Source organism: Streptomyces sp. NPDC015532 (assembly GCF_043078065.1).
Taxonomy (GTDB): domain Bacteria; phylum Actinomycetota; class Actinomycetes; order Streptomycetales; family Streptomycetaceae; genus Streptomyces.
In genome coordinates, this window is record NZ_JBIBSY010000014.1 from 81,345 (window position 1) to 106,597 (window position 25,253).

Genomic DNA, 25,253 nt, shown 5'->3' on the forward strand with positions numbered 1-25,253 from the left:
TCACGTACGCTCGCCCCATGGCTGACGCAGCGTCGATCATCGAGCGGGTCCTCACCGAGGCCGAGCTGGAGTGGGAGAGCCCCGACGCGGGCTCGTACGTCGTGAAACTGCCCGGCACCCGCAAGCTGTCCACGACCGTCTCGCTGATCGTCGGCAAGCACTCGCTGTCGCTGAACGCGTTCGTGATCCGCCACCCCGACGAGAACCACGAAGCGGTCCACCGCTGGCTCCTGGAGCGCAATCTCAAGCTCTTCGGGGTCGCCTACGCGGTCGACTCCCTCGGGGACGTCTACCTGGTCGGCAAGCTGCCGCTGACCGCCGTCACCCCGGATGAGGTGGACCGTCTGCTCGGGTCCGTCCTCGAAGCCGCCGACGGCTCCTTCAACACGCTCCTGGAACTCGGTTTCGCCTCCGCGATCCGCAAGGAGTACGCCTGGCGGGTGTCCCGCGGCGAGTCGACGCGCAACCTGGACGCGTTCACACATCTGACTCAGCGCCCCGCCAACTGACGCCTGCCGTCCGGCGGTTCCCCTGAGTCCACCCTCCGCCAATTAGCCATTGCGGGACCCTTTCCCCGTCCGGGGTCCTCGTGGCATGCTCGCCGCCGACGCACACCTGAACGTCGTTCACGTACATGAAAATCCGCAGGGGAACGCAGGGAAGGGCGGACGGTCATGACCGACAGGTACGAGCACACGGGGATCACCAGGCGGGCCCTGCTCGGCAGTGCCACGGCGGTGGCGGCCACGGCCGTCACCGGCACGACGGCCGCAGCGGCCCCGGGGACCGCCCCGGCGACCCCGCCTCCCACCCGGGGCCCGGCCGCCGCCCGGTCCGGCGGCGCGTCTGCCACCTCCGCCCGGTCCGGCGAAGTGCCTCCGCTCTGGAGGGAGTTCGTCCGCTCCCCGTTCACCCACCCGCAGATCCCGTACGTCGGCAGGGCCGGCGCGCACCGCGGGGCCGCGCGCTTTCCCCGCCGGCCCGTCGTGACCGACATCCGCGACCACGGCGCCGTCGCCGACGGCACGACGGACTGCGCTCCCGCGATCAACCGTGCCATCGCCGCCGCCGGAAGGGCCGGCGGTGGCACGGTCACCATCCCTCCCGGGACGTTCCGCATCGACGACCTGATCCACATCGGCCACTCGAACGTGGTCCTCCGGGGCGCCGGCAGCGGCCGTACGACCCTGTACGCGACCCGGAACCTCACCGAACTGATCGGCGCCTACGGATCCCGCTACGGCGGCGACAAGTCGTCCTGGTCCTGGGCCGGCGGCCTCATCTGGCTCGCCCCCACGGCCCGTTGGGACTCCCTGGTCGCCGCCGTCAAGGCGAAGGCGTGGCCCTTCGAGGGCTGGACCGGCAACACGCGCGACGCCTGGCGGACCCTCACCACCGTCGAGCCCGCGCGCCAGGGCTCCTGGACGGTGACCGTCGCGGACGCCTCCGGACTGCGCCCCGGAGCGCTCGTCCTCCTCCGCCTGGCCGACGACGCCGACCACACGCTCCTGGAGCACATGTCGGGCGGCGGACCCGGGCCCGAGGCGTACGTCTGGGACGACAAGACCAAGCTGACCTCGTACGTCCCCTACGAGTGGCCCGTCCGCATCGCGCGCGTGCGCGGCCGCAGGGTGACCCTCGAACGCCCCCTCCCGCTCGACGTACGCCCGGAGTGGGACCCCCGGCTGACCACGCACGCCGAGGAGCTGACCGGCTCGGCGGTGGAAGGGCTGACCCTGGAGGCCGTGGAGACACCGCAGTCCCCGCACCTGCTCGACAAGGGCTACAACGGAGTCGTCCTCCAGTGCGCCTACGACTGCTGGGTGGACGACGTCACGGTCCGCCACGTCGACAACGGATTCGGTCTCGTCGCCGCCTCCGCCTGCACCCTGCGCCGTACGACCGTCGCCGGACGCGGCTCGCACCACCCGTACTTCTGCCGCGAGGGCTCGCACGACAACCTGATCGAGGACTTCACGATCGAGGAGCGCACCGTCCCCGCGCCCACCGGGACCCAGTTGCACGGCATCAACGTCGAGGGTCTGTCCTCGTACAACGTCTGGTCGCGCGGCGACATGCGGATGGGCACCTTCGACTCCCACCGCGGACTGCCCTTCGCGAACGTCCGCACCGACATCACCGTCGACAACGACGGCCGGCACGGCGGCGACGCCTCGGCGGGACCGCTCTTCGGGGCGCGCTTCACGCACTGGAACATCCGGGTCACCAACGGCCGGGCCGGTCTGATGAAGATCGACGGCCTCGCTCCCCACAGCGCCACCGTCGGCGTCAACGAGGTCACCGAGTTCGACCAGACCGACGTACCCGACTTCACCGGGGACCTGCACTCCCGGCTGGAGCTGTACGGGACGACGGACGTCGTACGGCCGCGCAATCTCCACGAGGCCCAGCGCGAGCTGTAGGCCGGCCGGACCCGGACCGGACCCGGACCGGACCCGGACCGGTGGGTTCACGAGCGCACGTACCGTCCCGGAGTCACCCCCACCAACCGCCGGAAATGGCGGGTGAGATGGGACTGGTCGTAGAAGCCGGCCAGGACGGCCGCCTCGCCCGGCGGCCGTCCGTCGAGGAGGAGGCGGCGGGCGCGGTCCACGCGGCGGGACATCAGATACTGGTGCGGTGCGATGCCGAACGCGCCGCTGAACGCCCGGACCAGATGCGCGGGGTGGGCGTGCACCAGGAGCGCGGCCTCGTCGAGGGTGACGCCCTCCACGACCCGCTCGTCGAGGAGTTCGCGCAGGCGGAGGGCGAGCGGCCGGTCGGCGTGCGGGGCCTCCACGGATCGGGGGCGCAGCAGTCCGCGCAGCCGGTCCGCGATCAGCGTCAGTCTGCTGTCGGCCTCCAGCTCGTCCCCGGGGTGGGCGAGCGCCGTGTGCAACCGGGCGACCCGCCGCCGCAGTACGGGATCCGCCAGACCGGGGCCGTCCACCGCGGGTCCGATGAGGTCGTCGGCCAGGCGGGAGCCGTCGAGGTAGAGGACCCGCTTGCGGAAACCGTGCTCGGTGGCGGGAGCGCCGTTGTGCGGGATGTGCGGCGGGAGCAGCGTCACCGAGTCGCGCGGGGTGCCGTGCTCGTGCCGGTCGAGGTCGTAGCGGACGGCGCCGTCATCGACGATCAGCAGGGTCCAGGCCTCGTGCACGTGCATCGGGTAGGCGTACTCGGTGTAGTGCGCGTGGAAGACCTCGACGATGCCCGGGACGCTCGGGCGCCACGCGGACATTTCACGCTGAGGGGTCACGCAAAGAACGTACAAGACGACGGCGTACGCCGGTCGGCAGTCTTCTCGCATGAGCAGCGAGACCGACATGAACCCGTCCGGCGCGAGCGATGTGAGCGGCCCCGGCGGCCCGAACGGCCCTGGTCCTTCGGGCGGCGGCGCGGTGGGCGGCGCGGGCCTTCCGGACGTGGCGCCCGTCCGCTTCGACACCAAGATCACCGTCGTCCTGCGTGACGACCTGGAGCCCTGGCAGCGGCTCAATGTGACCGCCTTCCTCGTCAGCGGCCTGGGGACGGCCGTCCCCGAGGTGGTGGGCGAGCCGTACGAGGACGCCGACGGGATCTCCTACCTGCCGATGTTCCGGCAGCCGGTGCTGGTCCTGGAGGCCTCGAAGGAGACGCTCGCCGCCGCCCACGCCCGCGCGCTGTCCCGGGCGCTGCCGCGAGCGGTCTTCACCTCGGACCTCTTCGGCACGGGCAACGACCGGGACAACCGCGCGGCCGTACGAGCCGTGCCGACCGGCGGACTCGACCTGGTGGGAATCGCCGTGTACGGAGCGCGGAACGCGGTGGACAAGGTGGTGAAGGGGGCGCGGATGCATCCGTGAGGTGCGGACGCTTCCCCGGAGGGCGCCTTGCACCCGCCGGGGCTCCGAGGCTGGGATGTTCCCTGGGCCGGGCCGGGACCGTCAGGCGGGGTTCCTCAGGCCGTTCCTCAGGCTGGCCCCGTCAGGCGGGGCTCCTCAGGGCGGGCCCGTCAGGCCGGGGTTCCTCCGGTCGGGCCCTCCAGGCCGGGTTCCTCAAGCCGGGATGACCTCGGCCTCGGCTCCGGCTCCGGCGCCCACGGACGGCTGCCGCGCGGAGTCCGGCGCGACGTCTCGTACCGGCTCCGGTACGGACTCCCGCACCGGCTCCCGTACCGACGGCTCCTCCGCCGGGAGCCGTCGCATGAGCAGCCCGTACCCGAGACCCGCCGCCGTGCCGACCACCGCGCACAGCCCCCACAGCCAGACCGCGCCGAAGCGGTCGATGACGACGCCGGACATCACCGGGGCGATGAGCGCGGCGAGAGCCCAGGAGAGGGTGTACATGCCCTGATAGCGGCCGCGCCCGTGGACGGGGGAGAGGCGGACGACGAGCCCCGTCTGCGTCGGGGCGTTGACGATCTCGGCGAGGGTCCACACGCAGACGGTGAGCGTGAAGGCCCCGACCGACCCGGCGAAGGCGGTGAGCCCGAACCCGTATCCGGCGAGCAGCGACGAGATCACGAGCAGCCACTTGGGGTCCCGGTGCTCGATGAAACGGCCGACCGGGATCTGGAGCGCGACGATCATGATGCCGTTGACGGCCATGGCCATGCCGTAGTCGGCCGGGGTGAAGCCGGCCCGGCCCATGGCCACCGGCAGCCCGACGGAGCCCTGCTGGAAGACGAGGGCGACGAGGAACGACAGCCCGACCACGCTCATGAACCGTCCGTCGCGCAGCACCGTGCCGAGCCCGACCGCGGGTTCCGTGTCCTTGGCGACCTGCACCGGCTTGGACTCCGGGAGCTTCGCGAAGACGACGAGCGCGCAGACGAGCGTCATGGCGGCCTCGATGAGGAAGCCCGCGAGGTAGCTGAACTCGGCGATGAAGCCGGCGCCCATGGAAGAGACGGCGAAACCGAGGTTGATGGCCCAGTAGTTGAGCGAGAAGGCGCGGACACGGTCCTCGGGCCGGACGATGTCGGCCATCATCGCCTGCACGGCGGGCCGGGAGGCGTTGCTGGCCATGCCGACCAGGAAGGCGACCGAGGCGATGGCCACCGGGTCGTGCATGAAGCCGAGCAGGGCGACCGACGCGGCCGTCGACACCTGCGCGACGAGCAGCGTGGGCCGGCGGCCGAACCGGTCGGTCATCACTCCGGCGACGAGCGAGGAGATCACGCCGCCGAGGCCGTGCAGGGACGCGACGAGACCCGCGTACGAGGCGGAGTAGCCGCGGTCGAGGGTCAGGTACAGGGCCATGAAGGTGGCGACGAAGGCCCCGAGCCGGTTGATGAGTGTGCTGGTCCACAGCCACCAGAACTCGCGGGGGAGCCCTGAGACGGTCTCTCGGGCGACACGTCTCATGACGGCGGCTGGCATGGATCCCCCACGGATGTAAGCGGCTCGGGCGGTGAGCACAACTTACGAGCCGTCTGTCGTCGAGATCCACTCGATTAACAGATGCCGTCAACTGAAGGGCGCCGGAGCGGGCGAGGGAGGGCCGGACGGGGGCTCCCGTGTCCGACTGATGGCCGAAGGCGCGAGCGGTCGCGGGGTTCGATTACGCTCGGAGCCATGGCCGACGCACCGTACAAGCTGATCCTCCTCCGCCACGGCGAGAGCGAATGGAACGCGAAGAATCTGTTCACCGGTTGGGTGGACGTCAATCTCAACGAGAAGGGCGAGAAGGAGGCAGTCCGCGGCGGTGAGCTGCTCAAGGACGCCGGCCTGCTGCCTGACGTCGTCCACACCTCGCTCCAGAAGCGCGCGATCCGCACCGCGCAGCTGGCCCTGGAGTCCGCGGACCGCCACTGGATCCCGGTCCACCGCAGCTGGCGCCTGAACGAGCGTCACTACGGCGCTCTCCAGGGCAAGGACAAGGCCCAGACGCTCGCCGAGTTCGGCGAGGAGCAGTTCATGCTGTGGCGCCGCTCGTACGACACCCCGCCGCCGGCGCTGGACCGCGACTCCGAGTTCTCCCAGTTCGACGACGCGCGCTACGCGGCCCTGCCGCCCGAGCTGCGCCCGCAGACGGAGTGCCTCAAGGACGTCGTCGTCCGCATGCTCCCGTACTGGTTCGACGGCATCGTCCCGGACCTGCTGACCGGCCGTACGGTTCTGGTCGCGGCCCACGGCAACTCGCTGCGCGCCCTGGTCAAGCACCTCGACGGCATCTCCGACGCCGACATCGCGGGCCTGAACATCCCCACCGGCATCCCCCTCTCCTACGAGCTGGACGCCGAGTTCAAGCCCCTCAACCCGGGCGGCACCTACCTCGACCCGGACGCGGCGGCGGCGGCGATCGAGGCGGTCAAGAACCAGGGCAAGAAGAAGTAACGCGGACCATAAATGACCCCCTGCCTGCGGTTTTCTCGCAGACAGGGGGTCATTTCTTGTACCGGGGCCGTCGCTGGGCCGTGAAAGAGAATTGGGCCGGCTGTCAAGCCTCCCCGTGAGCCTCTGGAGGTAGCGATGTGACCGGTATGCTGATGCCACCTCACCTGAACCTCCCTCGAACTCGGCGTGGCGCGCGAGTTCCAGGCTCCGGCCCGAAAAGCGGGTCGGTTGGAGGAAGAAGGGAGGTGGTAGAGGTGAGTCTTGAGAAGGACAGGCCTCGTAGGTGGACCGGCCCCGAGAAGTGGCAGGTCTGGCTTGCGGGCGTCGGCCTACTGGTGACCATCGCTACCGGCGTGATGCAGATCGCTCGATGAGCGAGTCACGCGCGAGGACGGCCGCGACCGGGAGCTGCACATGCAGCGAGCCCGGTCTGCTGATAGGCGACCGGGCTCGTTGACTGCCCGAGGGCCTGGATCTGGTTGCCGCCGGATCCGGGTCCTCAGTCGTTCTAGACTCTCCCAGCCTCTGGGAAGCCATCTAGATCTAAGTAGAGCTAACTAGAGCTATCTGTAATCTCTCACGCACTGCTAATTCAATCAACTTTGTGAGCCAGTGCGTGTTCTAGATCTCTCGTTACTCAGGGAACATCCGCGCCGTACTGTTCGCGATGGCTCGACGACAGTCGTATCTCTGGTCGTTGTGCTGCACTCATCACCGTTGACCGTTGACCGTGGCCACAGCCTTACAAGTGTGTTCCTGACTCGACGGCATCAGGTGCGCATACACCCGGAGCGTCAGGCCAGGATCTGAGTGGCCGAGGTACTCGGCGAGGGCCTTGATGCTCTCCCCGGCGTCCAGGAGCACCGAGGCGTAGAAATGCCGCAGCGCGTGCATGCCGTTCTCGTGGGACTCGGCGTACGGCTGTCCACGCTCGGGGACCGGGATCACCCCGGCGCCGGCCGGCGCCCGCTTCCATGGCCGCCGAAGGGTGGCAAGCTCCGGGACGTGCCGCTCCCCGGGCCGGTCGCTGACGCCCTCCGGGTGCACATGAAGGAGTTCCCGCCGGTCGATGCGGCACCACAGGCCGACCGATGGGTCGCGGTCGCTCTCCGCACGATCTCCCCGGCCTGGTTCAAGCTCCGGCTGCGCTCCGCTCCGCCGGCGAGGGTTGGCCGACGGTAAGGGGTCAGAGCACGTCGTGGCTGGGGCGGTCGGCTTCACGACTTTAGCCAGCCACTTTGGCGCGAGCCTCGAAGATCATGGCCCCAACGTCGTGCTTTACCGGGCAGCTCAGGAGACTGCCCGACTCGCGATGAGCTTACGGGGCCATGATCACTCGCGCCTGAGCAGCTCCCGGTCAAAGCCGCTCCGCCGACCTCACGCTAGGGTTCCCCTCCGGAGTAGCCAAAGGGATCAACGCTGGTGGGGGGCACAGGATGCGTCAGTGGTGGCAGGCACGGCGTGCGCGACGAGCCATGAACAAGCTCTTCGAGACGCTCGAGAACACCCACAACGCTCCGGAAGACGAGACGTTCGCGAAAAACGCTCCCTGCCATTGCAGCCCTCAATGGCCGGCCCTGGAGACCACGGCCAACGGCTATGTGATCCGAGCAGAGCCGAGATCGCACTACAGCATCCTGACAGACCCGCAGGTCGGGACCTTCGTGGCGCGCTGCACCAACTGCCAGGCCAGGTATCCCAATCCTTGGGGCATGGACCCGGCGGAGGAGATGCCCTACGCCTGGGCACGCGAACCGATCGAGGACTGAACCCTGCGAGCGGGAGTCACTGACATCAGCGCCTGCGGGTCTTCTCTGCGGTGGTCGCTTTGATGCCCGCCGTCTGCTGCCGTGGCCGGTATGGTTCGCCGGGCCGGAGGGGAGGAACGCGATGTTCGTTGAGATCGCCTTTGCCGGTCTGCCCATCGACCGAGATGAGGTCGAGGAAGCGTTGGACGCCGCGTTTGGTCCCGACGGGGAGATCACGGGCGCGGGCAGCGGGATGGGACGTTGTCATCTCGACTTGGAGATCGAGGGAAGCCTCGATCGCGGGGTGGCACTGGAACGGGTTCGTTCCGTGCTGGCCGGGCTCGGCGTGCAGGAGTACGCGACGTTGAACGTCAGCGACTGATCACGCGGCGAGCGATCGTCCGCCCCAGCGGATGCCCTTCTCGCTGCGGATGCGAGCACGTTCCTTGCGCTGGGCGGCGAGGACGTTGGGGTGACGGGCGTTCTGGTTGCGCCATCGCAGTCAGGCTGGTATTCGCCCCACCTCGCTCCTAAAGCGGTGATGGCTCGACCCACCGCTGGAAGCGGGCGCAGGCCACCAGTGTGCTGCCATCTTCGGTGAAGTAGATCAGGAAGGTCCATTGCTGATCGGCTGAATCGATCAGCCCTCCGCGCACCGGCCGGCCATGCTCGCTGAGGAGCCGCACCATTCGTTCCAGCCCAAGAGGTTCGACTCCGCGCAGTCGCATACGCCGAAGCCGACGTGCAAAGACCCCGGCATGCTGCTCTGCGGGATGCGTCGTATCCCACACGTGGTAGGTGGCGCCGCCGCGGAGGGCGGTCAGAGCAGCCGCGGACGCCCCGTCGTCACCGGTCAACAGCTCCTCCAGCGAATGCCGTTCCATCGTCACCCGTCGGGATCCTGCGGTACAGCAGCCAAGTACCGCAACCCCAGCACCCACCCGGCTCCGGGAGCGGCCCTCCTGGACCCGGTGGCGCCCGGAATGGCCGTCACCGGCCGATCCGACTAGAGCTACGGGTCAGAAGGCGTCGTGCGTGTTGAGCACCCTCCGGGCCGGCCGAGGGTGCTCAACGACGACCGACGCTGACAACCGTCGACGGCTGAGTCGCAGGTCGCAGCGTTGAGCGATCGCAGGGGTGCGAGTCGGAGACCCGGCCCCGCACTTCACGTTGTGCCGGGGTGGGGCGGGTCGGCTCCACGGCTTTGGATCTCAGTCGAATCAGCCGACGTCGTTGATCTGGTCGCTCGTTGCAGGGCTGGTGGCCTGCCACTGCTCAGGACTCAGCAGACGTGTCCGCGCGGCCAGACGGCGCAGGGCGGCGATGGCACCTTCGTCGAGTTGGGCCCCGCTGTAGCCGATGTACGCCACGACACCGGGCACCGGCTCCCAGGCCAGCGCGCCGTTGCCACCGAACGCAGACGTGATGATCGCGGGCTTGCCTTTGACGGTCCCTGCCGTCTGAACACGGGCGGCATACAACTGGTCTTCGAGGCCGCCGCACCGGGCGACGCCGGTGAAGGTCAGGCCGCCTGAGAGCTCGTCCATCTCCCCGGTCTCGGCCGAGCTGTATCGGGCCTCGTGTATGTAGGTCGGGCGTGAGGTGCCCATGGCCGTCACTGAAAGTCCGGGCGGTGGTTCGACCTCGGGGCGGCCCGAGTCGACGCTGGTAGCGGCGGCGACAGCGATCAGCTCGGACTGCGGCAAATCCCCTCGGACTCGTGCGTATGAGCCACTGACTGGCCAGGTGATCTCTCGCTCAAGGGTCCTGCCCGAGACGCCGCCGACCAAGACCGGGCGCCCACCTGTCGGCGCAGGTACGGGGAACGTGACCACCGCGCCGTGCAGTCCCAGAGAACCGTCTGAGCGTCGCACGACCACCGTCAACGGGCCTGCGTCCGCTCTGCGATCACGCCTGATCAGCGTGGCCCCCTGAGACAGTGGTAACCCTGTGATCACCATGCCAGGGGTTTGCTTTGCCCCGACAGCCGAGTCCGGGCCATCAGGAAAGGCACGGCCGGACGGCGACGCCGACGACGAGCTCACGGGTGCTGCCGGGTCCTGCTCGTCGGGCCCGCTCACGACCACGATGCCCACCACGAGCGCCGCGGACAGGGCCACGGCTGCGGCCGCAGCGATCAGCCGACGCGGTGGTCTCCAGGGCGGTCGGTCCGAGCCACTGCTGAGTACGTCCCCCATGCCCACAGTCTCCCTCGCCAGGGTCCGGGCCGTACAGACAGCGGCGTCGCGTCGGTGCCGGGGAACCACAGGGAAGAGAGGGAAGAGCAGGGCCCGTAAAGACCCCGGCTCCCAGGCCGAGGGCTCAGCAGCAGTCGCCACGGGCCTGCCGTTGGGGCTTGCTCTGGTCGACGCCGCAAGTCAGTAGCGTGGCTGAGGCCGGTGGGGGTACAGCGGCCTGGCGCCCGAGCCCACCGCACCTGAGCATTCGTCCCCGAGGCGCAGGTGGTCCCGCTGGGCGAGTCCTGGGTCCAGAAGGCGGCGGGGTCGCTCCAGGCGCCGTGCGTTTCCGGACGTCCGCCCGTCGGACGGGGCCGATCAGGAAACGGGGGTGTGGAGCCAGGCTGTGAGGGTGGAGAAGTCGTCCTCGGTCAGGCCCTCGGACGGGTTCACGCGGAGCAGCAGGGAAGGGCCCTCGTGCTGTGCCGCGACCCAGAGCCGGTCCATGGCGCCGATCTCGTCGTCGACCCAGATGAACGGACGGCCTCCGGCCCGTTCGACGATGGCGCGGGTCTTCCAGTGCAGGCCCCGCGGGCCCGCCTCGGCGTCCTCGGGCCACTCCATCACCGGCAGCGGGGGCAGTCCGATCCGCGGGCCGACGGACTCGTTCGCCTCCTCCATCCACGTCGTGGCCCACACCAGGTCGCATCCCAGCGCCGTCAGCCGTGGGCCCACGGTGGGGTCGAGCCGTCCGAGCAGTGGGTTCCCCTCGTCGGGGAGTGCTTCGGAGTCCGGTCCGGAGCCCGAGCTCTCGGGGGGTGCCCACGAGGGGCCGAACGGGATCAGGGGGCCGTCTACGTCGAGGAAGAGGATCGGGCGGTCCACATCCACCGTGTTTCCTGGGTAGTCGTTCCCCGGGCGGTTGTCCCCCAGGGGGTTGTCCTCCGGGCAGTTGTTCCTGGGAGGCTGTCGTGGACAGGCGCTTCCCGGACAGGCGCTTCCCGGGCAGGTGTTTCCTGGCTGTCGGGAACGGTGGGTGCCGTCCCCGACAGGTCAGTCAATCGGCCGGTCGCGTCGTGGTCAATCGGTCAGGTGCAGGGCGGCTCGTGCGTCCGGGCCGTGCCAGCCCGCCGCCGTGCGCCAGACGACGTGGACACCGAAGGCCTCCCGGATCGCGTCGGGAGCCCAGTCCTCCGTGGGCGGCTCGGACAGGACCAGGTACCGGACGTCCGCCGAGCGCGACTCCACCCGGTCCAGTTCCATCAGGCGGGCCGCTCCCGCACGCAGCTGCGCGTAGCCGGAACGGTCGGCGCCGAGCACCTCGTAGCGGAAGCAGCCGTCCGGGCCCTCCAGGGTCGCGTCGGAGAACCGGGAGTCCGACGGCCGCAGTCCCGCTCGCAGGAGCGCCGCCTTCAGTTCGAAGCGCACGGCCTCGTGCGTGTTGCACTCCCGGTCGGCCTGCGCCTCGACGTCCAGCCGCCGCGCGAGTGCCTCGCTCCATGCCGTCCGTCCCTCGGACGGGGCGGGCTCGATTTCCAGGAGAGCGGCAGTGTTCATGACGTCGGTGTCCTTCTGTGGTTCGAGTGTTCCGGGTGTTCTGCGGGGCTCGGTCGGCGCGGTCGTGATCGCCCCGGGTGGTGCTGTCTCGGTCGGCGTGCCGGTCCCGCTCGCCGGGGGCCCGGTCTCCGCGCCCGTTTCCGGGCCGGTGTGCATCCGGTGGCGGAGTTCGTCGCGGGCCCGGTCGAGAGCGTCGGTCCAGTGCCGGAACGCCGGGTCGTCCGTCAGGGCGGCTCGCAGGCCGGGGGTGTCCGAGGCGATCGCCTGTCGGGTGCGCTGGGCCAGGTCCGCCAGATCGCTCAGCCGGTCACGGTCCGCGGAGCCCAGCAGGCGCCAGACGCTCAGCCAGTCGACCCGGTCGCGCCGCAGACAGCGGCCGGCCATGCCCTTCAGTTCGGCGAGGAGGGCCGTCGTCTCCGGCGGGGACGCGTCGTCGCCGTGCGCGATGTCTCGCAGGACGCCGAGCGCGGCCTCGTAACGGGGAGCCATCCGGGAGGAGATGGGCCGGCGCCCGAACTCGCCGGCCGAGACCAGGCTCAGCTGACCCTCGTTCCGGGTGACCCAGCCGTCCAGCCGGGAGCCCGTGGCCGGGGTGGGTTCACCGTGGCGCGGGACGAGGAGGACGGATCGCTCCGTGGGAGGCGCGAGGACCTTCACCTTCAAGTGGGAGCCCGGGCCGGGGCCGAGCACCCGCACCTCGACGGGGGTGCCGACCGGCAGGTCGTCACCCGGGGGATCGGTGGTGGCGGAGGTGTGGGTGGCGGAGGTTCGGGTGGCGGGATCGCCGGGTTTCGTCCCGTTCTCCGACTGGGGGGCCGCGGGCGCCACGTAGGCGTAGGAGGAGGTGACTTCGCCGTCCGTGCCGTCGGCCGGTGTGCCGAGTTCGCCCGGCAGCGGTGTCGTGTGGAGGACCGTCAGCGTCTGGGTGCTGCGGGACAGGGCGACGTACAGCCGGCGCAGTCCGGCGGGGCCCCGGTCGGCGACGGCCGTCGGCTCCAGCACCAGGACGTGGTCGAACTCCATGCCCTTGGCCTGGGCGGCGGGGAGTACGGACACGGTCCGCGAGGTCTCCTCGGTCATGCCCTCCACGAGGTCGACGCGTCGGCGGACCTCCTCCAGCCAGTCGGAGCCGTCGGGAACGATGACGGCGATCGACCGCGGGGACCGGCCGTCGTTCGTGCCCGCGAGACGTGCCGCACGGGTCGCCGCGTCGTCCAGCAGCTCCCAGGGAGTCGTGGGGACCAGCCGCACGGCCCCGTCGCCGGCCCGTCGTACGGCCGTCGGGTAGGGCAGGGAGGGAGCGATGGCCCGGGCCAGGGGCGCCACGAAATCCATGATCTCCGCGGGGACGCGGTAGCTGGTGTTCAGCTCGGCCACGCGCCAGTCTCCTTGCGCGGACAGGATTCCGCCCAGCTGTTTCCAACTGGTGTAGGCATGCGGTCCGGTGGCCTGGGCCAGATCGCCGAGCACGGTCATCGAGCCGGTCGGACACCGTCTGCGCAGGGACCTCGCCTGCATCGGGGTGAGGTCCTGAGCCTCGTCGACCACGATGTGCCGGTACCTCCGCGGACTCTCGCCCGCGATGAGGAAGCGCAGCTCTTCGAGACACACCAAGTCGTCCGTCGTCCACGGCTCTTCGGCGGCACTCTCGGCCTTCCTCCTTTGCAGGGAGGCCTGTTCACCCTCGTCGAGGATCCCGTCGGCGCACTCGCGCAGCCTGGTGGGGGAGTTGAGCAGGCCGCGCAGTGCCACCTCGGGGCTCAGCGCGGGCCAGACCCTCTCGACGAGAGTGGTGACCTGCCGGTTGCGCTCCAGGTCGCGGCGCACGGTCGCGTCCCTGCCGCGGTGCGGGGCGATGCCTACGAGTTCGCCCAGCAGCCGGTCCACCAGCAGGGTGCGGAACCGGTCCCTGCCCGCCCGGTAGCCCTCGGCCCCCTCGCGGGCGTCCTGGAGGAGCCCGAGCACCTCCGAGCGCGGCAGACGCAGGGAGGTACCGCCCACGACCACGACGAAGGCCGGTTCGTCCTGGGCGTGGGAGGGGGCGGAGACGACGGTGTCGACGGCCTCGGGCCGGCACTCGCTCTCCACTCGCCTGCGCAGGACGGCCGCCATCCGTTCGTCGGACTTCACCAGCCGTGCGGTGGGGGAGTCCGAGCCCCGGACCTCGCCTTCCCAGAGCCGGGCGAGCTGTACGGCGGTGACGTTGCGGGTGCCGAGGGTGGGCAGGACGCGCCCCACGTACTCCAGGAAGTTCTGGTGCGGGCCCACGACCAGGATGTCCTGGGCGCGGAAGTGGTCGTTGTTGACGAGCCAGGTCACGCGGTGCAGGCCGACCGCGGACTTTCCGGTGCCGGGGCCGCCCTGGATGACGAGGATGTCCGCGGGGGAGCCGGTGACCAGCGCCAGCTGGTCGCGTCTGATCGTCTCGACGATGTCGCGCATCCGGCCGCTCCGTGACCGGTGCAGCTCCCGCAGGAGGAACTCGTCGACCGGCTGCGGCTTTTGACGCCGCCGTCCGGGGGGCTGCCGCTGTGCCGGGACGACGGTACGGGGCCGTGCGTGGCGGCCTCCGGCGAGCGGGGCGGTGCCGCTCCGCCCTTCCGCCGGGGATTCCGCCGGGGATTCCTCCGGAGATGCTTCCGGGGAGAGTCCCGGGGATGCTTCCGGGGGTTCCCCGCCATCGCGGGAGCGGGGGATTTCCTGGGGGTCAGGGACGTCAGGGACGCCGGGTATCTCGGCGGCCTCGGGGAGGTCCGGGGCTTCGAGCGGAGCGGGCTCGTCCATGAAACGCGGTGGCACGCCGGCCTCTTGTCCGGGCTCGGGCGAGTCGCCGTACGGTCCCGTGCCCGGGGCGATCTCGTCCAGGAAGTCCTCGACCCGGCGCCCCGCGCAGCGTAACTGGCGCCGCAGGAGCACCTCGCCCGGTGTCTCCGGCCGGGCGTTGTGCCAGCTCACGGCGATCGGGTTCGTCCAGGAGACCACCACCTGATCGCGGGTCTCGGTGTCGAAGACATGGCGTCGTCCGACATAGAACGTCTCCGGCTCGGCGTCGCCCGCCTCCTGGACGTCGACACGGCTGATGACCAGGGCCTCGCCCCCGAGACCGCCGTACTCCTCCGCCGCGCTCTCCGCTTTCTCGCGGACCGCGATGCCGTCCTTGGCGCTCGCGGAAGCCGTGGCCGTCGACGGCGACGTCATCTCGGCGAGCCGGGCCTCGTAACAGTCGTAGGCGCGGTCGACGGCCTTCTGCTCGATGGCGATGACCGTGTCCCGTGGTGTCGTGCTCACGTGTGTCCCCTCCTGGCGACGCCCCTCGCGCCACCGCGGGCCAGGGCCCGCCTCCCCTGTCCCAGAGGTAGCAGAGTTCGCCGGTCAGACCACGGTCAATCGGGCAACAGCACCACAATCGCGCAGATTTCGGTCCGGCCCGAACAGATCCGATCCCCGTGCGTACGTCTTCGTGCGTACGTCTTCGTGCGAGACGGGCCGAGCCGGAGGGACGCCGGCCGGGGCGCGTGGCCGACGGGCCGGGGCGCGTGGCCGGGGCGCGTGGCCGACGGGCCGGGGTGCGTGGCCGGGGAAGGGAGAAGGGCCCCGTCGTGACGACGGGGCCCTTCCGGACGTACGCAGGTGCTCAGCCGCACTGGCAGGGATTGCCCGACTGGCAGCCGCAGCCGCAGCCTGAGCCGCAGCCGCAGGCGCCGAACAAAGGGAGGTTCTTGATCTCGGCGGGCTGTTGGGTGTCGCGGTCCTGGGTCGGGTCGGGCGTGCTGGGGGATTCGGCCATGGGTCCCTCCTTCAGGCACGGAGGCGTCGGCGCACACCGCGCCGTACGGGCTCCTGTCGCCCATCTCATGCCCAGCGGGGCGGGCGCATCAACGGCGCACTGAGGCGTCTCTCGCGCCCGGGGCGGGCGGCCCTGGTTTCCGCCCGGCGGGGCTATGCGCCTTCCACCCCCGTGACCGGCTGGATGTCCGACTGGAGTTCGTCGGCGTGTTCGCCGGTGACCAGGTAGACGACGCGCTTGGCGACCGAGACGGCGTGGTCGGCGAAGCGCTCGTAGTAGCGGCCGAGGAGGGTGACGTCGACGGCGGTCTCGATGCCGTGCTGCCACTTGTCGTCCAGCAGGTGCTGGAAGAGCGTGCGGTGCAGGAGGTCCATCTCGTCGTCGTCCTGCTCGAGCTGCATCGCGAGGTCGACGTCCTTGGTGATGATGACCTCGGCGGCCTTCGCCATCAGGCGCTGGGCGAGCTGGCCCATCTCCAGGATCGTGGCGTGCAGGTCGTGCGGGACCGCGCGGGCCGGGAAACGCAGCCGGGCCAGCTTGGCCACGTGCTGGGCCAGGTCGCCGGAGCGCTCCAGGTCGGCCGACATCCGCAGCGAGGTGACGACGATCCGGAGATCCGTCGCCACCGGCTGCTGGCGGGCCAGCAGGGCTATCGCGCGGGCCTCCAGCTCGTGCTGGAGATCGTCGACCCTCTGGTCGGCGGCGATCACGCTCTCGGCCAGCTTCAGGTCGGAATCGAGTATGGCCGTCGTGGCGCGCCCGATCGCCGACCCGACGAGCCGGGCCATCTCGACCAGGCCGTCGCCGATCGAGTCAAGTTCCTCGTGATACGCGTCACGCATGTGGTCGTCCCTCTCGTACGTCAGCTTCCGGGGTCCGGGGTCCGGGACCTGGCTGTTCCGACAGCCGACCGACAGTCGACCGGCCGCCGGAGGGACCCTGGAACCCCACGCTCCCACGTTCGGCCCCGTACGCGTCCGTTTCCGGCACCTCAAGTGAATCAGCACTGGCTCCTGGGTGAACTCTGGGCGACGAGTGTTCGAGCTCGCACTCGGATGGCTGTGGCCAGGACCGACGGCATGCCTAACCTGGGTGCATGGACGTGAACGCGGCGGTCGCCGCAGCGGCAGCGATCGCCGGAGTGCTCACCGGTGTCATCGCCATGCTGGCGTTCCGCTGGAGCGAGCGCGACCAGAAACGCCCGACCCGCACCTCCCTGCACACCGACGCCGTGCTTCCGCCCGGCGTCGACACCGTGCTGTCCGTGCTCAGGTCGTCCGCGGTCGTACTCGACGAGGCGGACGCCGTGGTCAAGGCCAGCTCGGCGGCGTACGCCCTCGGACTGGTGCGGGGCGGCAAACTGGCCGTCGAACCGATGCTCCACATGGCGCGTGACACCCGTCGTGACGGGGAGATACGTCAGGTGGAACTGGACCTGCCGAGACGGGGCACGGGACGGGGAGAGGCCCTCGCCGTCTCGGCGAGAGTGGCTCCCCTCGGATCCAGGCTGGTCCTCCTTCTCGTGGAGGACCTGACGGAGGCACGCCGCATCGAAGCGGTGCGGCGGGACTTCGTCGCGAACGTGAGCCATGAACTGAAGACTCCCGTCGGAGCGCTCTCCCTGCTCTCCGAGGCCGTCATGGACGCCTCGGACGACCCGGAGGCCGTCGAGCGCTTCGCCGGACGCATGCAGATAGAGGCCACCCGGCTCACCAACCTGGTCCAGGAGCTCATCGACCTGTCGAGGGTGCAGAACGACGACCCTCTGGAGGACGCCGAGCCGGTCCGGGTCGACGAGCTGGTCGCCGAGGCGATCGACCGCTGCCGCCACCAGGCGGGGGCGAAGCAGATCACCATGGCCGCCGGCGGCACCGCCGACCTGAGCCTGTGGGGGAACCGGGGCCAGCTCGCCGCGGCCCTCGGCAACCTCGTCGAGAACGCCGTCAACTACTCACCCGCCCGCACCCGCGTCGGGATAGCCGCCCGCCGGGTGACCGCACCCGGTGGGGAACACATCGAGATCGCCGTGACCGACCAGGGCATCGGCATCTCGGAGAAGGACAAGGAGCGCGTCTTCGAGCGCTTCTACCGTGTCGATCCCGCCCGCTCCCGTGCCACCGGCGGTACGGGTCTCGGGCTGGCGATCGTCAAACACGTGGCCGCCTCGCACGGCGGGGAGGTCACGGTGTGGAGCTCCGAGGGTCAGGGCTCCACGTTCACCCTGCGGCTGCCGGAGGCGAGTGCGGCCCGCGACCGCGTGACCGATCACCACATGCCCGGACTCGGCGAAGAGGACGAGTCCGAGCAGCCCGACGGGACGACCACCGTCACATCCCCGTACGAACCGCTTCCTGCCCCGGAGGTCCTTCCGTGACCCGTGTGCTCGTCGTCGAGGACGAGGAGTCGTTCTCCGACGCCCTGTCGTACATGCTTCGCAAGGAGGGCTTCGAGGTCGCCATCGCGACCACCGGGCCCGACGGACTGGACGAGTTCGAGCGCAACGGCGCCGACCTCGTCCTCCTCGACCTGATGCTGCCGGGGCTGCCCGGCACGGAGGTCTGCCGTCAGCTGCGCGGTCGCTCCAACGTCCCGGTGATCATGGTCACCGCCAAGGACAGCGAGATCGACAAGGTGGTCGGACTCGAAATAGGAGCCGACGACTACGTCACCAAGCCCTTCTCCTCCCGTGAGCTGGTCGCCCGTATCCGGGCCGTCCTGCGCCGCCGCGGGGAGCCGGAGGAGGTCGCCCCGGCCGCGCTGGAGGCCGGTCCGGTCCGGATGGACGTCGACCGTCACGTGGTCACCGTCTCCGGCGGCAAGGTCGACCTTCCGCTGAAGGAGTTCGACCTCCTGGAGATGCTGCTGCGCAACGCGGGCCGCGTGCTGACCCGCATGCAGCTCATCGACCGGGTCTGGGGTGCCGACTACGTCGGTGACACCAAGACCCTCGACGTCCACGTCAAGCGTCTGCGCGCGAAGATCGAGCCGGACCCGGGCGCGCCGCGGTACCTGGTGACGGTCCGCGGTCTCGGCTACAAGTTCGAGCCGTAGACCGGCCTCGTCCCCCCTGCGGCACGTCACGGGGTACGACACGGCGGTACGGCGTGGCAATACGCCGAAGGGCGGGACTCCCGGAGAGGGGTCCCGCCCTTCGGCGTACGGGACTGCTGTGCGCGCGGGCGGCCGCGTGACGGGCCGTGTACCGGCCTCTGCCTAGCACGCCCGCGGTGTCACTGGCCGGCGGACGCCGACGCGGTGGCCGTCGCGCTCGACGACGCGGTCGTGCCGGGCTCGCCCGAGGCGGACTCGGACGCGGACGGAGAGCCCGTGGCCGACTCGGAGGGCGAGGTGGCCGGGGCCGAGGAGGTCGCCGGCGCCGCCGGGATGTCGCTCGGGCCCCACTTGGTGAAGTAGCTCTCGGCCGGGACGACGAAGGCGCTCAGGCTCACGTCACCGGTCTCGCTGAAGGAGAAGGTGACCTTCTGGACGCTGCCGTTCAGGACGGTCTCGGAGGGGCTGGACAGTGCCGCGGAGGCGTTGCCCTTGCCGCCGATGACGATCGAGCCGCCGGCCGGGACGGTCAGCTTGCCCTTGCCCTCGGCGGGCGTGATCTGGGCGGTGCCCTCACCCTCGACCTTGATCGCGTCCACGGTCTGCGCGGTGGTGCCGTTGTTGAACAGCGTCGCGGAGATCACCGCCGGACCGGTGGCCTTCACGTCGGGCTGGGTGATGACGAGCGCGTTCTGGACCTTGACGACGCCCACGGAGGTGGCCGCGTTGTCCGGCTTGACCTCCAGCGTCTGGGCGTCGCTGCCCGCTCCGCACGCGGCGAGCGAGGCGATCGAGAACGCGATGACGGCGGCGGCGAGAGTGCCGCGTCGAAGGCTGCTGCTCACGGCGGCGGCAACTCCTTGAACGTGGGCGAAGCAGGACGACCTCTGTGTAAAGCCGCCCTAAGGGTCTGTCAGCGGCCTTAGGTTACCGATCCGTTCCCGCCCGACCGCACCCGACCCTCCCCAAGCCGCCGACTTTGCTTGCCCGAGGGAGGAAGAGGGGGGAGGAGGGGGTGCGCCCGGGGCCCGTCCGGGTCCCGGGCGCGGGGCATGCGCCCGCGGGCCCCATTGCGCCGGGTGTGCGCCCCGCAGGACACCATCCGTTCCTTCGGCGTGTCCGCTACTTTGACCGCGTCCTGTCCGCCATTCACATAAGTTCCGCGGTCTTAGCCTGCGCATTTCACGGAATGAATGCCCGGCTCTCCGGAAAAGGATCACGCTGTCATCGGGGGCCGTTGAGTACGCGATCATCGAACGTCTTGATCAATTCCGGATTCGGCTCGTACTCGGCTCCGCCCGTCGAACGGAGTAGCGGAACTCGCGCTCTTGGAGCAGGACAAAACGGGATGTTCGGAGCCTGGCGACGGGCTCCGGGTGTGTGTAACGTACGCGTTTCACTCCGCATGGACAGCCGCTCCCACCTGCGAATACCCTCTTCCGCTCGCCCCTCGCAGCACGTTCCTGTTGCGGTTGTCAAGCCCCGAGATATGCCCTGACCTGCGAAAACGCCATTCAGAAGACGCCGTTTCCGTGTTACTCTGGATAGCCACGGAAGGGGTACCTGTCACATGACGTTCAAGGTTGGCGACACCGTGGTCTATCCCCATCACGGGGCCGCGCTGATCGAGGCCATCGAAACTCGCCAGATCAAAGGCGTGGACAAGACCTACTTGGTGCTGAAGGTCGCCCAGGGTGACCTGACGGTACGTGTGCCAGCGGACAATGCGGAGTTCGTCGGCGTACGTGATGTGGTCGGTCAGGACGGGCTGGACCGGGTCTTCGAGGTGCTGCGCGCGCCGTACGCCGAGGAGCCCACGAACTGGTCGCGTCGCTACAAGGCAAATCTGGAGAAGCTCGCCTCCGGCGATGTCATCAAGGTCGCGGAAGTCGTACGTGACCTGTGGCGTCGTGAGCGCGAGCGCGGACTCTCCGCAGGTGAGAAGCGCATGCTCGCCAAGGCGCGCCAGATTCTGGTGAGCGAGCTCGCCCTCGCGGAGAACACCAACGAGGACAAGGCCGAGGCCCTGCTCGACGAGGTTCTCGCGTCCTGACGCCGGCTCAGTCGCCAAGACGCGAGTCGTCTTGACGTACGCCCGAGCCCGCGCAGAAGCGCAATGAAATGCCGCGGTGCCCGATGACGCAATTGCCAAATTGCTGTCGCCGGGCGCTGCGGCATGTTCGTACCCGCACCCATTCGGTCTACCGGACGTTCACCCGGCATCGGCTTTCCCGCGGTATACCGGCGTAACCGATACTTGGGACACCGACCCGGGCGGTCGAACTTGACCGGATGTCACGGAAGGGTCCGGTCAAGGCGTCGCGCCCGGCGTTCCCCCGGCTCTCCGAGCAGGGGGTACCCCCAGGCCATACCCATCCAGGTCGAGCACACAAACCTGACAGGAACCGATGTCTGACGTTTCGCTCCCTTCGCCGCCGGAGGCCCGCACCGCCGCCGTGATTCCGGCCGCCGGACGAGGTGTGCGCCTCGGTCCGGGCGCCCCCAAGGCGCTCCGCGCGCTGAACGGCACGCCCATGCTCATCCACGCCGTCCGCGCGATGGCCGCGTCGCGCGCGGTCTCCCTGGTCGTCGTCGTGGCTCCGCCGGACGGCACGGCCGAGGTCAAGACGCTGCTCGACGCGCACGCGCTGCCCGAGCGCACCGACTTTCTCGTCGTCCCGGGCGGTGACAGCCGCCAGGAGTCCGTGAAGTACGGCCTCGACGCGCTGCCGCCCGGCATCGACATCGTGCTGGTGCACGACGCGGCCCGGCCGCTCGTCCCCGTGGACACCGTGGACGCCGTCATCGAGGCCGTACGGGACGGGGCTCCGGCCGTCGTGCCGGCGCTGCCGCTCACCGACACCGTCAAGGAGGTCGAGCCCGCGGCCGTCGCCGGGGAGGCCGAGCCGGTCGTGGCCACCCCCGAGCGGGCGCGGCTGCGTGCGGTGCAGACGCCCCAGGGCTTCGACCGCGAGACGCTGGTACGGGCCCACGAGACCGTCACCGACAACGTGACCGACGACGCGAGCATGGCCGAGCAGCTGGGCGTGCGGGTCGTGGTCGTGCCGGGACACGAGGAGGCCTTCAAGGTGACGCGTCCGCTGGATCTGGTGCTGGCGGAGGCGGTTCTCGCGCGGCGGAGGCTCAACGATGGGTTCTGAGACACCGGAGGGGACGGCCGGGCCGGGACATGGCCAGGGTTCCGTCCAGGGCATGGTGCTCCCGCTGGTCGGGATCGGCACCGACATCCACGCCTTCGAGGAAGGGCGGGAGCTGTGGTGCGCCGGCCTGAAGTGGGAGGGGCAGGGGCCCGGACTCGCCGGGCACTCCGACGCCGACGTCGTCGCGCACGCCGCCTGCAACGCGCTCTTCTCGGCGGCGGGCCTCGGTGACCTCGGGGCCCACTTCGGCACCGGACGCCCGGAGTGGTCCGGGGCGTCGGGGGTCGTGCTGCTGACGGAGGCGGCGCGGATCGTCCGCGAGGCCGGCTTCGTCGTCGGCAATGTCGCGGTCCAGGTCGTCGGACCCCGTCCGAAGATCGGCAAGCGGCGGGACGAGGCCCAGAAGATCCTGTCGGACGCGGTGGGGGCGCCGGTGTCGGTGTCGGGCGCCACGACGGACGGGCTCGGGTTCCCGGGCCGCGACGAGGGCCTGATGGCGGTCGCCACGGCACTGGTCGTACGGACCCACTGAGATCAGCGTCCGCCCGGCGGAGCGGGAGCACCGGCTGTCCGGGTGTGCCGGGACCGTCGTCCGGGGTGGTTGACACGGTCACGCGGGCGGAGTGGGAGCACCGGCCGTCCGGGTGTACCGAAGCCGCTGTCCGAGGTGGTCGACGCGGCCGCCCGGGCGGAGCGGGTGCGCCGGCCGTCCGGGTGTGCCGGGGGCGCTGTCCGGGGTGGTTGATACCGCCGTCCGGGCGGTCGTGTACCGGGGCGGGGATTGCCCCGACGCTCCCCGGTCCGCCCGCCGTTCGCCCGAAAGGCCCGTCCCGGGACACCCGACGGGCGGCGCGGTCCCTCCGTATGTCACGAATACGTGGCCTTGCCGCGGAAAGGGGCGCGGGGCACTGCCCGGGGCCCACTACCCTGGAGTGGTGACTATTCGCCTGTACGACACCAGCGCCCGGCAGATCCGTGACTTCACCCCGCTCGTGCCGGGTTGCGTCTCGATCTACCTCTGTGGCGCGACCGTACAGGCCGCACCGCACATCGGGCACATCCGCTCGGGCCTCAACTTCGACATCATGCGCCGGTGGTTCGCCTACCGCGGCTACGACGTGACGTTCATCCGGAACGTCACGGACATCGACGACAAGATCATCGAGAAGTCGGCCGAGCAGGGCCGCCCCTGGTGGTCCATCGGCTACGACAACGAGCGCGCCTTCAACGACGGTTACGACGTGCTCGGCTGCCTGCCGCCCACGTACGAGCCGCGTGCCACCGGTCACATCCCCGAGATGATCGAGATGATGCGCGGGCTCATCGAGCGCGGTCACGCGTACGCGGCCGACGGGAACGTCTACTTCGACGTGCGGTCGTACGACGGGTATCTCCAGCTCTCCAACCAGGAGCTCGACAACCTGCTCCAGCCGTCTGGCGAGGGCGAGACCGGCAAGCGCGACCCGCGTGACTTCGCCATGTGGAAGGCCGTGAAGCCGGGCGAGCCGAGCTGGGAGACGCCCTGGGGCCGCGGCCGTCCGGGCTGGCACCTGGAGTGCTCGGCCATGGCCCACAAGTACCTGGGCACCGCCTTCGACATCCACGGCGGCGGGATCGACCTGATCTTCCCGCACCACGAGAACGAGATCGCGCAGGCCAAGGCCTTCGGGGACGAGTTCGCGAAGTACTGGGTGCACAACGCCTGGGTCACCCTGAGCGGCGAGAAGATGTCGAAGTCCCTCGGGAACTCGGTCCTCGTCTCTCACATGACCAAGGTGTGGCGTCCCATCGTGCTGCGCTACTACCTCGGCACCCCGCACTACCGCTCGATGATCGAGTACAGCGAAGGCGCCCTGCGTGACGCCGAGTCGGCGTTCGCGCGCATCGAGGGCTTCGTGCAGCGGGTGGTCGAGAAGGCCGGAGGCGTCGTCGAGCCGGCCGTCGAGGTGCCGCCCGCGTTCGCCGAGGCGATGGACGACGACCTGGGTGTCCCGCAGGCTCTCGCGATCGTGCACACGACGGTCCGGCAGGGGAACTCCGCCCTGGCCGCCGACGACAAGGAAGCCGCCGTCGCCCGCCTCGCCGAGGTACGCGCCATGCTCGGCGTCCTCGGACTCGACCCGCTCGACCCGCAGTGGGCCGAGGAGAACGACCGCGGCGACGATCTGCACGGGGTCGTCGACACTCTCGTCCATCTGGTCCTCGGCCAGCGCGAGGCCGCCCGGGGCCGCAAGGACTGGGCCGCCGCGGACGCCATCCGCGACCAGCTCAACCAGTCCGGCCTGGTCATCGAGGACAGCCCGCAGGGGCCGCGCTGGACGCTCGGACCGCGCTGAGCATCCGCTCCGGCGGTCCCGGCCGACCTCGGTCGGCCTTGATCGATTGTGCCGCCCGGACCTCCGGGCGGCACACTTCATTACGTACGCACGCACGTCTCACACAGACAGGTAGGTCATGGCTGCTAACAACCGCCGCATGTCCGGCAAGAAGGGCGCGCAGGTCGGCAGTGGCGGCCAGCGACGCCGGGGCCTGGAAGGCAAGGGTCCGACCCCGCCCGCCGAGGCGCGCAAGGGCCACAAGAAGAACCGCGTCGCCAACGCCAAGGCGAAGCAGATCGTCCGCCGCGCCGCGCACCCCAAGGGCCGTGGCGGCAAGGGCACGTCCGAGATGGTCGTCGGGCGCAACTCCGTCGTCGAGGCGCTGCGCGAGGGCGTCCCCGCGATGACGCTGTACGTGCAGCAGTTCATCGACAACGACGAGCGGGTCCGCGAGGCGCTCCAGCTCGTCGCCGAACGCGGCGGCATCCACCTGATGGAGGCCCCGCGTCCCGAGCTGGACCGCATGACCAACGGGCTCAACCACCAGGGCCTCGTCCTCCAGGTCCCGCCGTACGAGTACGCGCACCCCGAGGACCTCGCCGCCGCCGCGTACGACGAGGGCCAGGACCCGCTCATCGTCGCCCTCGACGGGGTGACCGACCCGCGCAACCTCGGTGCCGTCGTCCGTTCCGCCTCGGCCTTCGGCGGCCACGGCGTCGTCGTGCCCGAGCGGCGCGCGGCCGGCATGACCGCCGGTGCCTGGAAGACGTCGGCCGGTGCCGCCGCCCGTACGCCCGTCGCGCGCGCCGCCAACCTGACGCGGGCCCTGGAGTCGTACAAGAAGGCCGGGCTCGTGGTGGTCGGCCTGGCCGCGGACGGCGAGGTCGAGGTCGGTGACCTGGAAGCGCTGGGCGGCCCCGTCGTCATCGTCGTCGGCAGCGAGGGCAAGGGCCTGTCCCGGCTCGTCGGCGAGACCTGCGACTTCCGGGTGCGGATCCCGATGCCCGGTGGCGCGGAGTCGCTGAACGCCGGTGTCGCGGCGGGAGTTGTGCTGTACGAGGCGGCGCGCCGCCGGGCCTGAACGGACGTGCGGGAGGTCATCCTCGTGGTGTGATCGGGGTGTTCGGAACGATC

At 70.4% G+C, this 25,253-nt stretch carries 22 protein-coding genes and 1 pseudogene; 13 read left to right on the forward strand and 10 right to left on the reverse strand.

The window, feature by feature from the left end; genetic code table 11:
* Positions 1-17: 17 nt before the first annotated feature.
* Together ACF07B_RS32545 and ACF07B_RS32550 are read left to right on the forward strand one after the other, a co-directional pair.
* Positions 18-509: a YbjN domain-containing protein gene (locus ACF07B_RS32545; RefSeq protein ID WP_362401264.1), complete on the forward strand. Its 492-nt coding sequence runs from the start codon at positions 18-20 to the stop codon at positions 507-509.
* 165 nt (positions 510-674) lie between these two features.
* On the forward strand, positions 675-2,423 hold the full coding sequence (locus ACF07B_RS32550) for a glycosyl hydrolase family 28-related protein (protein WP_392181612.1): 1,749 nt from the start codon (positions 675-677) through the stop codon (positions 2,421-2,423).
* Positions 2,424-2,470: 47 nt separating this feature from the next.
* Here the strand turns inward: ACF07B_RS32550 and ACF07B_RS32555 are convergent, their stop codons facing one another.
* The gene (locus ACF07B_RS32555) at positions 2,471-3,310 is read right to left on the reverse strand and encodes an AraC family transcriptional regulator (protein ID WP_392181702.1); all 840 of its coding nucleotides are present in this window, start codon (positions 3,308-3,310) and stop codon (positions 2,471-2,473) included.
* On the opposite strand from ACF07B_RS32555, the gene ACF07B_RS32560 reads away from it, so the two are divergent.
* A complete protein-coding gene (locus ACF07B_RS32560) occupies positions 3,309-3,845 on the forward strand; it encodes a DUF2000 family protein (RefSeq protein WP_392181613.1) in 537 nt (178 codons plus the stop codon). The genes ACF07B_RS32555 and ACF07B_RS32560 overlap by 2 nt on opposite strands.
* A gap of 192 nt (positions 3,846-4,037) precedes the next feature.
* Here the strand turns inward: ACF07B_RS32560 and ACF07B_RS32565 are convergent, their stop codons facing one another.
* The gene (locus tag ACF07B_RS32565; RefSeq protein WP_392181614.1) at positions 4,038-5,363 is read right to left on the reverse strand and encodes an MDR family MFS transporter; all 1,326 of its coding nucleotides are present in this window, start codon (positions 5,361-5,363) and stop codon (positions 4,038-4,040) included.
* Between the two features lie 195 nt (positions 5,364-5,558).
* On the opposite strand from ACF07B_RS32565, the gene ACF07B_RS32570 reads away from it, so the two are divergent.
* Entirely contained in the window at positions 5,559-6,320 is a 762-nt protein-coding gene (locus tag ACF07B_RS32570; protein WP_362401276.1) for a phosphoglyceromutase, read from the forward strand.
* A 711-nt stretch (positions 6,321-7,031) separates the two neighbouring features.
* Here the strand turns inward: ACF07B_RS32570 and ACF07B_RS32575 are convergent.
* Positions 7,032-7,298: pseudogene (locus ACF07B_RS32575) on the reverse strand (tyrosine-type recombinase/integrase); the annotation flags it as partial.
* Between the two features lie 497 nt (positions 7,299-7,795).
* On the opposite strand from ACF07B_RS32575, the gene ACF07B_RS32580 reads away from it, so the two are divergent.
* Positions 7,796-8,089 (forward strand): hypothetical protein, encoded by a 294-nt coding sequence (locus ACF07B_RS32580; protein ID WP_392181615.1) that lies wholly within the window; start codon positions 7,796-7,798, stop codon positions 8,087-8,089.
* 121 nt (positions 8,090-8,210) lie between these two features.
* The gene (locus ACF07B_RS32585) at positions 8,211-8,450 is read left to right on the forward strand and encodes a hypothetical protein (protein WP_392181616.1); all 240 of its coding nucleotides are present in this window, start codon (positions 8,211-8,213) and stop codon (positions 8,448-8,450) included.
* A 148-nt stretch (positions 8,451-8,598) separates the two neighbouring features.
* Here the strand turns inward: ACF07B_RS32585 and ACF07B_RS32590 are convergent, their stop codons facing one another.
* The 6 genes from ACF07B_RS32590 to phoU all read right to left on the reverse strand — a co-directional run bounded on the left by ACF07B_RS32590 (position 8,599) and on the right by phoU (position 16,431).
* The gene (locus ACF07B_RS32590) at positions 8,599-8,952 is read right to left on the reverse strand and encodes a hypothetical protein (protein ID WP_392181703.1); all 354 of its coding nucleotides are present in this window, start codon (positions 8,950-8,952) and stop codon (positions 8,599-8,601) included.
* A gap of 336 nt (positions 8,953-9,288) precedes the next feature.
* Entirely contained in the window at positions 9,289-9,678 is a 390-nt protein-coding gene (locus ACF07B_RS32595) for a hypothetical protein (protein WP_392181617.1), read from the reverse strand.
* Positions 9,679-10,623: 945 nt separating this feature from the next.
* Positions 10,624-11,136 carry an HAD domain-containing protein gene (locus ACF07B_RS32600; protein ID WP_392181618.1) on the reverse strand — a complete coding sequence of 171 codons (513 nt, stop codon included), beginning with the start codon at positions 11,134-11,136 and terminating at the stop codon, positions 10,624-10,626.
* 189 nt (positions 11,137-11,325) lie between these two features.
* Positions 11,326-15,090 carry an AAA family ATPase gene (locus tag ACF07B_RS32605; protein WP_392181619.1) on the reverse strand — a complete coding sequence of 1,255 codons (3,765 nt, stop codon included), beginning with the start codon at positions 15,088-15,090 and terminating at the stop codon, positions 11,326-11,328.
* A gap of 346 nt (positions 15,091-15,436) precedes the next feature.
* Complete coding sequence (locus tag ACF07B_RS32610; RefSeq protein WP_328451008.1) at positions 15,437-15,589, reverse strand: hypothetical protein; 153 nt, start codon at positions 15,587-15,589, stop codon at positions 15,437-15,439.
* Positions 15,590-15,741: 152 nt separating this feature from the next.
* Positions 15,742-16,431 carry a phosphate signaling complex protein PhoU gene (phoU, locus tag ACF07B_RS32615; RefSeq protein WP_362408732.1) on the reverse strand — a complete coding sequence of 230 codons (690 nt, stop codon included), beginning with the start codon at positions 16,429-16,431 and terminating at the stop codon, positions 15,742-15,744.
* A gap of 254 nt (positions 16,432-16,685) precedes the next feature.
* Between phoU and ACF07B_RS32620 the strand changes: the two genes are divergently transcribed.
* Both ACF07B_RS32620 and ACF07B_RS32625 read left to right on the forward strand, forming a co-directional pair.
* Positions 16,686-17,963, forward strand: a complete 1,278-nt coding sequence (locus ACF07B_RS32620; protein ID WP_392181620.1) for a sensor histidine kinase — start codon at positions 16,686-16,688, stop codon at positions 17,961-17,963.
* Positions 17,960-18,640: a response regulator transcription factor gene (locus ACF07B_RS32625; RefSeq protein WP_037622332.1), complete on the forward strand. Its 681-nt coding sequence runs from the start codon at positions 17,960-17,962 to the stop codon at positions 18,638-18,640. The genes ACF07B_RS32620 and ACF07B_RS32625 overlap by 4 nt, the downstream gene beginning before the upstream one ends.
* Before the next feature lie 179 nt (positions 18,641-18,819).
* On the opposite strand, the gene ACF07B_RS32630 is transcribed toward ACF07B_RS32625, so the two are convergent.
* Positions 18,820-19,485, reverse strand: coding sequence for a DUF461 domain-containing protein (locus ACF07B_RS32630; RefSeq protein ID WP_369484903.1), 666 nt, complete (start codon positions 19,483-19,485; stop codon positions 18,820-18,822).
* Between the two features lie 725 nt (positions 19,486-20,210).
* On the opposite strand from ACF07B_RS32630, the gene ACF07B_RS32635 reads away from it, so the two are divergent.
* The 5 genes from ACF07B_RS32635 (at position 20,211) to rlmB (ending at position 25,200) form a co-directional block, all read left to right on the forward strand.
* Positions 20,211-20,693 carry a CarD family transcriptional regulator gene (locus tag ACF07B_RS32635; RefSeq protein WP_003953493.1) on the forward strand — a complete coding sequence of 161 codons (483 nt, stop codon included), beginning with the start codon at positions 20,211-20,213 and terminating at the stop codon, positions 20,691-20,693.
* A gap of 355 nt (positions 20,694-21,048) precedes the next feature.
* On the forward strand, positions 21,049-21,801 hold the full coding sequence (ispD, locus tag ACF07B_RS32640) for a 2-C-methyl-D-erythritol 4-phosphate cytidylyltransferase (RefSeq protein ID WP_392181621.1): 753 nt from the start codon (positions 21,049-21,051) through the stop codon (positions 21,799-21,801).
* Entirely contained in the window at positions 21,791-22,333 is a 543-nt protein-coding gene (gene ispF, locus ACF07B_RS32645) for a 2-C-methyl-D-erythritol 2,4-cyclodiphosphate synthase (RefSeq protein WP_392181622.1), read from the forward strand. Before ispD ends, ispF begins: the two co-directional genes overlap by 11 nt.
* Positions 22,334-22,736: 403 nt before the next feature.
* Positions 22,737-24,137, forward strand: a complete 1,401-nt coding sequence (gene cysS, locus ACF07B_RS32650; RefSeq protein WP_369484906.1) for a cysteine--tRNA ligase — start codon at positions 22,737-22,739, stop codon at positions 24,135-24,137.
* A gap of 118 nt (positions 24,138-24,255) precedes the next feature.
* Positions 24,256-25,200, forward strand: a complete 945-nt coding sequence (gene rlmB, locus ACF07B_RS32655) for a 23S rRNA (guanosine(2251)-2'-O)-methyltransferase RlmB (RefSeq protein ID WP_369484907.1) — start codon at positions 24,256-24,258, stop codon at positions 25,198-25,200.
* Positions 25,201-25,253 lie beyond the last annotated feature (53 nt).